The organism is Nodularia harveyana UHCC-0300 (genome assembly GCF_034931085.1).
GTDB lineage: Bacteria > Cyanobacteriota > Cyanobacteriia > Cyanobacteriales > Nostocaceae > Nodularia > Nodularia harveyana.
This window is the reverse complement of sequence record NZ_JAYGHG010000005.1, coordinates 119,233-131,761: the sequence shown is the minus strand read 5'-3', so window position 1 is coordinate 131,761 and position 12,529 is coordinate 119,233. Positions and strand designations below refer to the sequence as shown.

General features: G+C 41.5%; 10 protein-coding genes and 2 pseudogenes. 3 read left to right on the top strand and 9 right to left on the bottom strand.

Features of this window, described 5'->3' with window-relative positions; translation table 11 throughout:
- The first annotated feature begins 13 nt into the window (after positions 1–13).
- The 3 genes from VB620_RS05350 (at position 14) to VB620_RS05340 (ending at position 4,467) form a co-directional block, all read left to right on the top strand.
- The gene (locus tag VB620_RS05350) at positions 14–967 is read left to right on the top strand and encodes a tetratricopeptide repeat protein (RefSeq protein WP_323195106.1); all 954 of its coding nucleotides are present in this window, start codon (positions 14–16) and stop codon (positions 965–967) included.
- Between the two features lie 227 nt (positions 968–1,194).
- Positions 1,195–3,897, top strand: coding sequence for an ABC transporter substrate-binding protein (locus VB620_RS05345; RefSeq protein ID WP_323195105.1), 2,703 nt, complete (start codon positions 1,195–1,197; stop codon positions 3,895–3,897).
- Between the two features lie 189 nt (positions 3,898–4,086).
- Positions 4,087–4,467, top strand: coding sequence for a hypothetical protein (locus tag VB620_RS05340; RefSeq protein ID WP_323195104.1), 381 nt, complete (start codon positions 4,087–4,089; stop codon positions 4,465–4,467).
- A 144-nt stretch (positions 4,468–4,611) separates the two neighbouring features.
- Here the strand turns inward: VB620_RS05340 and VB620_RS05335 are convergent.
- The 9 genes and pseudogenes from VB620_RS05335 to alaS all read right to left on the bottom strand — a co-directional run.
- A pseudogene (locus VB620_RS05335) lies at positions 4,612–4,923 on the bottom strand (DHHA1 domain-containing protein); the annotation flags it as partial.
- Between the two features lie 217 nt (positions 4,924–5,140).
- Positions 5,141–5,749: a hypothetical protein gene (locus tag VB620_RS05330; RefSeq protein WP_323195103.1), complete on the bottom strand. Its 609-nt coding sequence runs from the start codon at positions 5,747–5,749 to the stop codon at positions 5,141–5,143.
- A 120-nt stretch (positions 5,750–5,869) separates the two neighbouring features.
- Positions 5,870–7,153: a phospholipase D-like domain-containing protein gene (locus tag VB620_RS05325; RefSeq protein ID WP_323195102.1), complete on the bottom strand. Its 1,284-nt coding sequence runs from the start codon at positions 7,151–7,153 to the stop codon at positions 5,870–5,872.
- Between the two features lie 118 nt (positions 7,154–7,271).
- Positions 7,272–7,589 (bottom strand): DUF2281 domain-containing protein, encoded by a 318-nt coding sequence (locus VB620_RS05320; RefSeq protein ID WP_323195101.1) that lies wholly within the window; start codon positions 7,587–7,589, stop codon positions 7,272–7,274.
- 47 nt (positions 7,590–7,636) lie between these two features.
- Positions 7,637–8,083, bottom strand: coding sequence for a putative toxin-antitoxin system toxin component, PIN family (locus VB620_RS05315; protein ID WP_323195100.1), 447 nt, complete (start codon positions 8,081–8,083; stop codon positions 7,637–7,639).
- Positions 8,080–8,319: a hypothetical protein gene (locus tag VB620_RS05310; protein ID WP_323195099.1), complete on the bottom strand. Its 240-nt coding sequence runs from the start codon at positions 8,317–8,319 to the stop codon at positions 8,080–8,082. Before VB620_RS05310 ends, VB620_RS05315 begins: the two co-directional genes overlap by 4 nt.
- A gap of 180 nt (positions 8,320–8,499) precedes the next feature.
- Positions 8,500–8,577, bottom strand: a pseudogene (locus VB620_RS20840) (DUF2281 domain-containing protein); the annotation flags it as partial.
- Positions 8,578–8,586: 9 nt separating this feature from the next.
- Complete coding sequence (locus VB620_RS05305) at positions 8,587–9,222, bottom strand: hypothetical protein (protein WP_323195098.1); 636 nt, start codon at positions 9,220–9,222, stop codon at positions 8,587–8,589.
- A 339-nt stretch (positions 9,223–9,561) separates the two neighbouring features.
- Positions 9,562–12,258: an alanine--tRNA ligase gene (gene alaS / locus VB620_RS05300; protein WP_323195097.1), complete on the bottom strand. Its 2,697-nt coding sequence runs from the start codon at positions 12,256–12,258 to the stop codon at positions 9,562–9,564.
- Positions 12,259–12,529: the final 271 nt, after the last annotated feature.

Sequence of the window (12,529 nt, the reverse complement as noted above, 5' to 3'; positions counted from 1 at the left end):
GTATAAAGTGATTATGAATTATCAAAAGCTAAAACACACCTCAAAATATGGGATTTTATCTATTGGTTTACCATTTTTGGCATTACTAGGTTATCAAAAAGATGCAACAGCCTACTATAATCGTGGGTTTGCTTATGCTCAACAAGGAAAGATAGACTTAGCAATCTCTGACTATAACCAAGCCATTAACATTAATCCTCAACTTGCACCAGCTTACTATAATCGTGGCGTTGCTTATGATAAACAAGAAAAGATAGAGTTAGCAATCTCTGACTATACCCAAGCTATTAACATTAATCCTCAACTTGCACCAGCTTACTATAATCGTGGCGTTGCTTATGGTAAACAAGGAAAGATAGAGTTAGTAATCTCTGACTATACCCAAGCTATTAACATTAATCCTCAACTTGAAATAGCTTACTATAATCGTGGCGTTGCTTATGGTAAACAAGGAAAGATAGAGTTAGCAATCTCTGACTATACCCAAGCTATTAACATTAATCCTCAATTTGCAACAGCTTATGGTAATCGTGGAGTTATTTATGATAAACAAGGAAAGATAGACTTAGCAATTTCTGATTATACCCAAGCTATTAACATTAATCCTCAATATGCAAAAGCTTATGGTAATCGTGGAATTGCTTATGATAAACAAGGAAAGATAGACTTAGCAATCTCTGACTATACCCAAGCTATTAACATTAATCCTCAATTTGAAATAGCTTACTATAATCGTGGGGTTGCTTATGGTAAACAAGGAAAGATAGACTTAGCAATCTCTGACTATACCCAAGCCATTAAAATTAATCCTCAATTTGTACCAGCTTATAGTAATCGTGGGATTACTTATGGTCAGCAAGGTAATAAGCAACAAGGAATTAAAGATTTAGAAACGGCTAAACAACTACTTCAAAAGCCAGGAAATCCACAAGGATCTCAACAAATACAGGAATTATTAAATAGCTGATAGCATATTCCCAACTTTTTTACAATCCAAAAATCAGGATTTTATCTTTGTTTGTTTCTTCTCTCCTCTTTGAATTTGGCGCATCTTGATCCAGAATTAGTATTAGGAGATATATTAAATACACCCACTATGAATAATCTAGAAAATATCACTGTGGTTAAAATTGTCTGTTTTCCTTCCCTCTCAGATATCAAGACACCCTCGTTTCCCAATTATTGTGAGGTCTAATGATGCGGTTTACTAATATTGATCAACCTCAAGATATCGCCGTTGTGATTCAAATTCGCGGTGGTAGCTTTACGGAGGGATTTCCCATCACCCTTCAGATTTTGGAACATGGTCGCCCCATCTATGAGAGTAAAGGAGCAAAAGAGTTCTGTCTGCCAGCCGCGCCTAATATGCGAAAACTCTATCAGCAGTGGCAGGTACATTCTCAAGAAGGTAGCCGCCGGCTTCAGGGGCGATTATTAGAGGTAGTTCAAGCACAGGAAACCAACATCTCTGAGGCAGAAAATCTGGCGGTTTGGCAGGATGCAACGGAAGCACTTAAAGGCTATTGCAAAGACTGGTTTGGTCGTTCAGAATTTAGTCAATTACGCGATCGCATCCTCAGTAATTCGGTGATTACCCAGGAATCCTCTATACCGATTATTATTCGCTGTGACGATGATCATGCAGATCGTGACCTCATATCTAGGCTACCGTTTCACTTCTGGGATCTCTACAATAAACTGCCCAATGCTGAATTTGCACTGTTTAATCAATTCAACAAACCAGCTATCAAGTTGAATAGGTCAGTGAAAGTTCTAGCAATTTTTGGCAGCTCTGTGGGGGGACTAAAACTAGAACAGGATGCGGCGGCTTTGCGATCGCTAGAAAACCACGGAGCAAGGATTACTCAAGTCTTAGAACCTAGTAACGAAGAACTTTGTAGACTTTTATCAGATCAAGTTTGGGATATTTTATTCTTTGCTGGTCATAGTTCTAGCGTTGAAAGCAGTGGCAGGATACAAATTAGAGCCAATAGATCACTGAGCTTAGATAACTTGCGACCCAGTCTAGTGGATGCAGTACATAAGGGACTGACACTAGCAATCTTTAATTCTTGCGATGGGCTAGGTATTGCCGAGTTTTTAAAGGAAGCGGGTGTTCAAAATATCATTGTCATGAAAGAGCCTGTGCCGGATGATATTGCTTGCCTATTTTTAACGGAATTTCTCAGAGAATTTACCCAAGGAACTCAATTATGTCAGTCTATTCGGCGGGCGCGTCGTCGGATAGCATTAGAGCAAGATGATTTTCCCGCAGCATCATGGCTACCGGCGGTTTTTCTCAATCCCAGTGCGCCGGAATTGGCATTACCCCGGCCTGGAGCTTTTTCGTTCTCCCGCATTTCTCGATTTAGTCGTACTCAAATTGTGCTGGGAAGTTTGCTTTCTGCTGGGTTAGCGATCGCAACTCCATTAGTCTTGAAGTATCAATGCCAACTTCTCCCCAGAACATTTACAACCTGCCCCATTCCGGTTGAAGATTTTATTTCCAGTGGCGATCGCTCAATTAAAGGCAGTAAAGTCATCTTGGCTTCTGAATATAGTTCACTCAAAAAAAACGGCATCAAGTCTTTTGCCGATGGTGAATATGAAGATGCGATCAATCTTTTTGATAGCCTCCGGGCGCAAGCTAAACAAAACAAAAATCAGCCAGATATCCGTGCTGCTGCTTTAACTGCCCTTCAAGATCCAGAGGTGCTAATTTATCGAAATAATGCCCTGGCTAGAATGCGCCATGCTGAAAATCCTCAGTCGCCGATGTATACCATTGCCGTTGCAGCTTCTATGAATAATGAGCCGGGGATAAATATTTTTCTGGGTGTTGCACAGGCACAGGATGTCGCGGTTAAAAACGGGCTGAATTTGCAGCTGGCGATCGCCAACGATATGAACAAAACCCAGCAAGCTCAAGAAGTTGCCAAAAACCTCTCTCGCAATCAGGATATTTTAGCTGTAGTCGGGCATTACACCTCACCCAACACCTGCGAGGCTCTCAAAGTTTACGCCCCCAATGGATTGGTTTTGGTAGCCCCCACTAGCACAATGGTTAAACTGTCTGCAAATTGTGGTGATGGTTCACATGATGTCTTTTTCCGCACTGTTTCTAACACTAGGGTGGAAGCGCAAACCTTGATTGACTACTTGATTAATGATCTGCGGATCACACAGCCGAAAGTTGTCGCTTTTTACAATAGCCAAGAGCTATTTAGCCAAGATATGTTTGATCAGTTTGAGGAAGTGCTAAAAGCAAAGGGAGGGGATATCATCGCTACTGTTGACCTATCAGATCCCAACTTTAAACCTGAACAACTACCATCTCAGGTGAAACAAGCAAGTGCGATCGCTATCCTCTCCGATGGTGGTACAAACAATCGGACTGTACTGGAAAAATCTCTGAAAATTCTCCAGACGAACAAGGGGAAACAACCCATACTAGGAGCGAATACTCTTTATTTACCGGCGGTACTGGATCTGGGAAAAGGTGCGCTTACCAACCGCTTATTTCTAGCTGTAGACTGGCATCCTCAAATGTGCGGTGCAGAGGAATTTTCAACACAGTTGCGTGAATATTGGGGAGGTGACTTAAACCGCCGCAGCGTCTTGGCATACGAGGCTATACAGGTGATTACCTCGGTGTTACCAGCAACCGCAAATCAACCCACTACCAGGGATGATATCCGCCGTAGATTAGCTCGAACTGGGATTGTGAAAGATGCAGCACCACAAAGCGATGTCTTCCAAGGGCAAACCATTAGTTTTGATGAGAAAGGCGATCGTAAAGAAATTACCACGCGATTAATTGTGACAGTTAACGATCAAAATCAGTTTGCCCTCACAGAAGATGCTAATTGTCCGGCTTCATCCACAGAGCAAATCTAATCGGTTCTGAAGTATGTAGTGATTAAACCGTAATTTATTTGTAAAGTTTTGTAAACAATCCGTCTTTGTCCCATACCCAATACAGATAGCCCTTCAGTAGAAAACACTGCTGAATGATAAATATTGAACCTTCACAGCCATCTCTCAATCAAGTAGGTTCGATACATTTTTTAGGATTGATTTAATCGTATGTTATCAAATCAATTTTATAAGTTGGGTGAATTGTTGTTGCGTCAAGGTCTGATATCTGAAACGGATTTAAAAAGCATTCTTGAAGAACAGAAAGATAATGGTTGTCTACTGGGTGAACTGATGTTAAAAAATCGATTAGTTACAGAAAAACAACTTAAAAAAGCACTAAATAACCAAAAAATTCGCCTGGGAACTTTGTTAGTAAAGAAACGGTTAATTTCCCAAGAAATTCTGCACTCTTTTTTAACTGCTCAAATCAAAAAACAACAGCCTTTAGGTAAATTGCTCGTCCAAGCTAACTGTATTTCAGTGGAGCAACTGGAATTAGTATTGCAAGAACAGTTCTGGCGACGTAACGGCTTCTGGGTAATTGACTAAATGATTTTGTTATTCTCTACTGGAGTTTAGATTCTTGACTAAATTTTGATCAACACCTAACGTCGAATTTATTCTCCAGGCAGGCAAGAGGCAAGACTTGGCGCGAGCTTCGTCGAATGCTGCCTGCCCCACAAGAGAATAGAATTAACTCAAGGCTGAGTGTAAATCAATCTGCGCCTTGGCTAACGCCTCCGGTAAGTTACTCGCATCACGTCCTCCGGCTTGGGCTAAATTCGGTCTTCCACCACCGCCGCAAATCTTGGCAATAGCACCGACAAATTTACTGGCTTGCAGTCCCTTTTTATTCACCTCTGCACTTAAGGCTGCAACTATACTCACCTTTTCAGCTTCGGGAACTGAAACTACCACCACAGCACCGTTACCGATTTTTTGCAGTAACCTTTCCACCACCGTTTTCAATGATTCCGGGTCAACGTCTTCCATTTGCGCTACCAAAGTTTGATCAGGAAGAAGGAAATATATCAACAATAGTGTGGTCTAAATGGGTGAAAACTGCGGGAATGTCTATGAAGAGATATAAATTAACTGTAGGGCGATCGCAGCATACTGGATTTTCGGCGCGTCATCAAGTCCATAATGCACCCAATTAAGGTGGGAAACTCTTCAGAATTTTACGATTAATTGTATTTGGTGCAATGGATGAGGTGATGATTTATTTTGAAGCCGTCTCTTCCGGCTTTTGATATAGCATTTGTCCTGACTCTAATTCTGAAGTAATTGGCTGACGACTATTAATGAATGTGTACTGTTCGTTAAAGCTACTCTCAGGACGCTCTCCAATAATGTATTGACGTACTGGTATATCCGGACTATTAACAACAACGCGATCAGAAACACGTACTCTTGTTTTTGGTGCATTGGGATTTTCTTCTTGAAGTTGAGAAACCACCCACAGCTCATTGTTTAGGGCATATATACCTTGAATTTCCAGATTGTAACCACTAGAAGGAACTTCAACTTCAGTTGTTATAGTCCGCTCCTTTCGGTCTGCTCCGGGTACATCAACATCAATATAAGGAACTTCAACAGTTTGTTCTTCCTGTATGACAATTACTTTGGGTACTGTAACCGTGCGCTTTGCGACTCCGACCTTCACATCGGGTCCTTGAATATCATATTGTGGTAGCTTTCCGGGTTCTACATTCACTTCAGGTAAGCTACCTGCTTGTTCTTTTTCTATTTGACAAGATGCTAAAGGAAGGAGAAGCACAATTAAAGATAAAGGGATGATTTTTTGTAAGATCAAAGGTTTTGATTGCATAATATATTTAAACACCAGAAAAAGCTATTACTCCGTCATTTTCTGATGAAATAGTGCTAATTTGGATCTACCTACAGACCAATATCTATATCTATCTAATTAGAGGTTTTGAGGATAAATTTACAAATACCAGCGAAATAACAGCGTCATACGTCCAATTAAATGCTCCTGTAAGGAACGATGGCGTAAATCCCTGTTGCTCACCAGCCGACTATTTGCAAAACCATCCAGAAAAAATTGCTCCATCTGCTGGAACAAATAGCGATCGCTTGTAGAAATATTTAACTCATCATTATGAAATAAGCTCCGGGAGTCAAGATTAGCACTACCCAAACTGACCCAATCATCATCTATTAGTAAGCATTTAGCGTGCATCATACTAGGCTGATATTCATAGATTTCGATGCCAGCTTTTAACAGTTTTGGGTACAATCGCCGAGAAGCATAGCGGACTGGCGGTTTATCATTATGCGCTCCCATCGTCAAAATTTTGACATCAATTCCCCTAGCTTTTGTTTGCTGTAATATTTGGGAGGAATTGGGATTAGGTAAAAAATAGGGGCTAGCGATCCAAATCCGCTTTCTCGCAGCTTGTAGTAATGATTCAAACAGAGCGCGAATTCCCGAATCTTGCTGAGTGGGATCTTCTCCCTTAGTAATTAACAAGGTTTCCTCTTGTTCGTGACGCTGAGAACTACTGGCCGAGTTCCAATCTAATGAACCACCAGTATCTAGCCAGTGTTGGAGAAAAATACCTTGGAAACGAGCAACTAAGGAACCTTGAAAACAAACCTCATAATCTAACCAAGGTTGGTTATTTTCGGTTTCGTCCTTTCCATCCCACAAGTCAGAAACTCCAGCGCCCCCAATCAGGACAATTTCTCCGTCCACTATCAATAACTTACGATGGTTGCGTCTGAGGTTAGCTGCGGGATCTCTCCAAGTGAAAGGATTAAACAGCAGCACTTCCACCCCTGCGGCTTTGAGTGTATCCCAATATTGCTGAGGTATACTTTTTGCGCCATAACTATCGGCAATTACTTTGACGGTAACACCTGCTTGGGCTTTTTTTACTAAAGCTTGAGCAAAATCATCAGCACGTTTTCCGGGGGTGATAATATATGTTTCAAACTGAATGGATTCACAAGCACTATTGATTACTTCCAGTCGCGCCGTAAAAATATCTGTCGCTTCCCGATAAAATCCGGTACTTTTACCCTGAGTGATAAAGGAATCCGAGAGACTAGCAATAGTAACAGGAAAGTTAGCTGTACTTGGTGAGGGTAAATTCTTAATTTTGTAAAAAGTTCGAGAACGGAATAAACCTCGGAAATACAGTACTATTAAAGTAACGAGAATGAGTAGGCTAATAGGAAAAATTATCCACACAAATGTTTGACTCATGGCTCGTTTTGCCTTCGCTTAAATCTTTAATATGATACCGCTAATTCAGGCGATCGCCTCCGACAAGTGCAAAGCGCGATCGCACTTGGTGTAAGTTAGAGTTGTGCGATCGTTTTTGCTATTGACAATCGAATTTAGCTTTACCACGAGTAGCGTAAACGGACTGAAGACACTTTTGAAAGTCATCACCTTCCCAGGTTCTGGCGTGTCTCAGAATCGAACGGCCGGAAGCTGGACGGTAGGGTGATTGAGAATTTTCTTTTGAATTGGATTCTGGTAGTCGCTGGGTATCTTCTGATTTAACTGGTGAGGCAGGTGTATCTTTTTTATCTGCTTCTTGCTTAGTCTTGAGAAAGCGCAAAAAGTCTAGAGTTTCTTCTAGAAGAGAGTCTGGGGAAGATTCAATTTCTTGGAAAAGGAGTTTTTTGATAGTCATAAAGGTATCGATGAAAATAGAAAAAGCCCGGCACATTAGTAGAGAGATCATCCTGATTCACCACTTTCATCCAAATATTTCAGGAAAGAATTAACGCCCAGTAACTGAATACTATAGCTTGCCATTAGCGCTCTCAAGTCATCATCAGCCCGCAAGTCATCATCTCCAGATACGATAATTCTCGCTTCGCCATCAATCGCTGTTGCCAACACAGGTAAATCTTTAGGATCTCGACAATTAGGCGGAATAGTTTTCAATTCAACCCATAATGAGCGGTACTGCAACTGTTGTTCCAGGCGCATCGCCTGACTCGGATCAATCCGCTTTCTTAAACGGGGGCGATTCCAAACAAGATGGAGTTCTTCCATGAGAGGTTGACTCATTACCAACTGGAATTTGTGTTGATTAAATGCTTCCAAAATCGGCAACGTAACTCGTCCTTTTAGCAAAATGCGAATCCAAATGTTGGTGTCAATGACTACTCGCAACGTCATATCGGCTGGGATTGCTGACGCACGGCTTTAATTTCAGCCATGATGTCATCGTCTGTAATATCATCAACTGGGGGTTCGGCATAAAGTTCTTGAATTAAAGCCGTCAAATCTGAACGTAAATCTAGTTCAATCAAGGCTCTGGCGACTTTTGCCCGTTCATCTGGCTGCAACTGTTGTACCGCCGTAATGAGTTGTTCCAAGGTGATTGGAATTGATACCATGTCGGTAGCTATCATGATCGTTTCTTAAATTGTAGTGCGATTCTCATTTAAAGAAGCCCAGGCGATTAGAAATCGCGGCTATACAAACAAAGTCCGCCTGCGCGGACTAACAGAAAATCTCTGAAACTATCATGACTCTGTGTCCTCTGTGTCTCTGCGGTTCGTTTATCCGGGTCATTTATTTCTTGCAGTCCCTTAGACATAATCGAATTTAGCTTTACCACGGGTAGCGTAAACCGACTGAAGACACTCTTGAAAGTCATCACCTTCCCAGCGCAGTATTCATTCCTCTAATAATTTATACATTTTATCAAAATTTTCTCTTGCAGTTTCAGATTTATCATTATTTATATCCTCCAATTCATTGATATATTTTTTGAAATCATCTACTATATCGTTTAATAGTTTTGTTGGATTAATTTCAATTATTTTTCCATTGTTTTTAAATTTTATGGCTTCAGGATAATCATTTTTAAACCTAACACTACCTCTTACCATTCCATCGTGAAACAAGCCACATCTTGCCTGATCATAAAGCTTAATTAAATGACCATTATTATCAAATTGCCCCGGATATAATCTTCGTATAGAGTCTTTAAAGTATCGTTCACTGTACCCTCTCGCTGTACTAGAAGAAATTCCAGTTTTATATTGTTGTACTCCCTCAAGGTATGACATACAAACCATTAATACAATAAAAGCATTATTAAAATTATTTTCTTCTAATAATTTTTTAGCTGGCAGTAAAAACCATTCTTCCACTTCTCTTCGATATATTTTAATTTTATCATCTATATTTCTTGGATTTAATTCTTGATCATTCCTTTCATCTGTAACTATAAATTCACCATTGCAAATATGCCCCAGCATTTCTACTGCAACATAAATTTTCACACCAGGTTTTATTTGCTTAGGCATTTAGATTTCCTTTTGAAAATATCAGTTTTATCACACAATTGTTGAAGATATTCAGGTACAAAAATAATTAGATAAAATAATTATGCTTTATCTCCCCTCCTCACTTGCGGTAATTGAATTCTGGTAGTTGCTGGGTATCTTCTAACTTAACTTGTGAAGCAAACGAATAGATTAACAGGGCGTTGCTGAATTGATTGATGAACTCCACTTTCTACCTTTGCGCCTTTGCGCCTAACGCACTTCGTGCTTCGCTGCGCTGGTGCGTGAGCTTTTCATCATTTACTTCAGCAACGCCATTTAATGAGATGTTATCAGCAGATGATATACTTAGTCAACTAATTAACTCAAGGCTGACTGTAAATCACTCTGCGCCTTGGCTAACGCCTCTGGTAACTTACTCGCATCGCGTCCGCCGGCTTGGGCTAAATTTGGTCTTCCACCACCGCCACCGCCGCAAATCTTCGCTACAGCACCGACAAATTTACCCGCTTGCAGTCCCTTTTTATTCACCTCTGCACTGAAGGCTGCAACTATACTCACCTTCCCAGCTTCGGGGACTGAACCCAACACCACAGCACCGTTACCGATTTTTTGCAGTAACCTTTCCGCCGCCGTTTTCAATGATTCCGGGTCAACATCTTCCATCTGCGCTACCAAAATTTGATACTCGCCTACAGATTCTACTGTTTGTAAGAGACTATCTGATTTAGCGATCGCCAATTGTGATTTCAGTGTAGCTAATTGTTTCTCACTATTTCTCAGTTCAGTTTGCAGAGTAGTGATTCTCTCTGGTAATTCTTCCGGTTTAACTTTAAAGCGATCGCTTAAATCCTTAACTACTATATCCCGAACATTCAAATAATCCAAGATTGCCGGGCCAGAAACAGCCTCAATCCGTCGTATCCCAGAACCCGCGCTGGCTTCGGAAATAATCTTAAAGATGCCAATATCCGCAGTATTACTAACGTGAGTCCCACCGCAGAGTTCCATTGACACATTAGGAAAATCAATCACCCGCACCTCGTCGCCGTATTTTTCCCCAAACATTGCCACAGCACCCCTAGCCTTAGCCTCTGCTAAAGGTAATACTTCTATATGTGCAGTGTGTGCTTCCGCAATCCAACTATTTACCTGTGCTTCCACTTGTTGAATTTCCTCTGCTGTCAAAGCCCTGGAACAGTTAAAGTCAAAGCGCAATCTTTCAAAGGAAACCAGAGAACCAGCCTGAGATATCCCATCATCGACAATTTGCTTTAACGCCGCTTGTAATAGGTGCGTTGCAGTATGATTTGCTTCAGCGCGACGACGACAACTCCGGTCAATTTGAGCATTCACAGAATCTCCTACTCGGATTGTACCGCGTTCGATGCGTCCAAAGTGGATAAAGAAATCAGATTCTTTTTTCACGTCTTCCACCCGCACCACCACACCATCACCGGAGATATAACCCTTATCCCCAATTTGTCCCCCAGACTCGGCATAAAATGGAGTTTGATTGAGAACAATTTGGATTTTTGTCATTGCTTGCGTAACAAGTAATCCATTTGCTGATACTTCTTCTTGAGAAACACCATCTACTAACAAAGCTACTACCTTTGCTGTTATTTTTGGTTGGACATAACCGATAAAGTCCGTTGCTTGGATATGTTCTGCGAGTTTATCTAGGGAACCTTGTACAGTTAAATCGATGGTTTCGTGTGCTTCCTTGGCGCGAATTCGCTGTTTTTCCATTTCTGTGTTGAATCCCTCAACATCAACACCTAATGCCTTTTCTCTTGCAATTTCCTGGGTCAGTTCCAAGGGGAAACCATAGGTATCATAAAGGGTAAAGGCATCTATACCAGAAATTTTTGTGCCTAGTGGCGAATACGGTGATGACGGGTCATGTTGTAATGAATAGAATACATCCTCTATAATTTCCTGCAACAGTATTTCGCCTCTATCCAAAGTTCTGAGAAAATTGGTTTCTTCCCGTTGCAACTCAGCTTTAATTGCTGCTTCCCGTTGCCTCACATTGGGGTAAGCTGATTCTGACAGGGAAATTGCAGTTTCGGCAACCTGGGTAGTAAATTCACTAATCCCCAGTAATCGGCCATGTCGCACCACCCGCCGAATTAATCGCCGCAATACATAACCCCGTCCCCCGTTGGAGGCGCGAATTTCATCGGCTATCATGTGAACAACGGAACGCACATGATCACCAATAACTTTTAAGGAAGCTTGGGTTCTCTTGCTGCTGCTGTGGTAATTTATCCCCGCGATTTCGGCTGCTGTCTCAATAATGGGGAAAATTAAATCAGTTTCGTAGTTATTCGGGACTTGTTGCAGGATTTGCGCCATCCTTTCTAAACCCATCCCGGTATCAATGTTTTTGTTTTGCAGGGGTGTTAAATTACCCGACGCATCCCGGTTATATTGCATGAAGACGAGGTTATAAAATTCGATAAATCGGGTATCGTCTTCTAAATCAATGTTTTCGTCCCCTAGTTCTGGGTGAAAATCATAATAAATTTCGGAACAAGGGCCACAGGGACCTGTGGGGCCAGATACCCAAAAGTTATCTGCTTCGTCCATGCGCTTAATTCTCGCTGCGGGTACGCCGATTTGGTTCCGCCAAATATCATAGGCTTCGTCATCTTCTCTAAAGACGCTAACTACTAGCCTTTCTGGAGGTAAGCCGAAAACTTGAGTAGATAATTCCCAACCCCAGGCGATCGCTTGTGGTTTAAAATAATCACCAAAGCTAAAGTTACCCAACATTTCAAAAAAGGTATGATGGCGTTGAGTCCGTCCCACGTTTTCAATATCGTTGGTGCGGATACACTTTTGGGATGTGGTGGCGCGGTTAAATTCGGCTGTGCGTTGTCCTAAAAATATCGGTTTAAATGGTAGCATCCCCGCTATTGTCAGCAACACGGTGGGGTCTTCTGGGACGAGGGAAGCGCTGGGGAGAATTTGGTGTCCTCGTTGGGCGAAGAAGTTGAGGAATGAGGCGCGAATTTCGTTACCGCTAAGTTTCTGGGGGTTGGAAGCCATGAGTGACAAAAGTATTTTAAATAATCGCTTTTACAGAAAGAGTATGACCCAAAATTGGGCATCTCTGCCATAGGTGAGTTGTTGATGGGAGGGGTATCTTATTAGCGAGCCTGTTCCCTGCTATACATTACGAAAAGTAAACACACCGGGAATTCTGACAAATGACAATCTCCACTAATTAACTTTATTTCCAACCTATCTAGAGGAAGATGTGCGATCGCTCTCCGTAGGCATATCATCTGTTTGGTGAGTAAAAATTTGACTTGGGTAA

Coding starts and splice junctions, on each gene's coding strand:
- VB620_RS05325 (WP_323195102.1), bottom strand. CDS start 7,153: ATGAGTCAAACATTTGTGTGGATAATTTTTCCTATTAGCCTACTCATT.
- VB620_RS05320 (WP_323195101.1), bottom strand. CDS start 7,589: ATGACTATCAAAAAACTCCTTTTCCAAGAAATTGAATCTTCCCCAGAC.
- alaS (WP_323195097.1), bottom strand. CDS start 12,258: ATGGCTTCCAACCCCCAGAAACTTAGCGGTAACGAAATTCGCGCCTCA.
- VB620_RS05350 (WP_323195106.1), top strand. CDS start 14: ATGAATTATCAAAAGCTAAAACACACCTCAAAATATGGGATTTTATCT.
- VB620_RS05330 (WP_323195103.1), bottom strand. CDS start 5,749: ATGCAATCAAAACCTTTGATCTTACAAAAAATCATCCCTTTATCTTTA.
- VB620_RS05315 (WP_323195100.1), bottom strand. CDS start 8,083: ATGACGTTGCGAGTAGTCATTGACACCAACATTTGGATTCGCATTTTG.
- VB620_RS05310 (WP_323195099.1), bottom strand. CDS start 8,319: ATGATAGCTACCGACATGGTATCAATTCCAATCACCTTGGAACAACTC.
- VB620_RS05345 (WP_323195105.1), top strand. CDS start 1,195: ATGATGCGGTTTACTAATATTGATCAACCTCAAGATATCGCCGTTGTG.
- VB620_RS05305 (WP_323195098.1), bottom strand. CDS start 9,222: ATGCCTAAGCAAATAAAACCTGGTGTGAAAATTTATGTTGCAGTAGAA.
- VB620_RS05340 (WP_323195104.1), top strand. CDS start 4,087: ATGTTATCAAATCAATTTTATAAGTTGGGTGAATTGTTGTTGCGTCAA.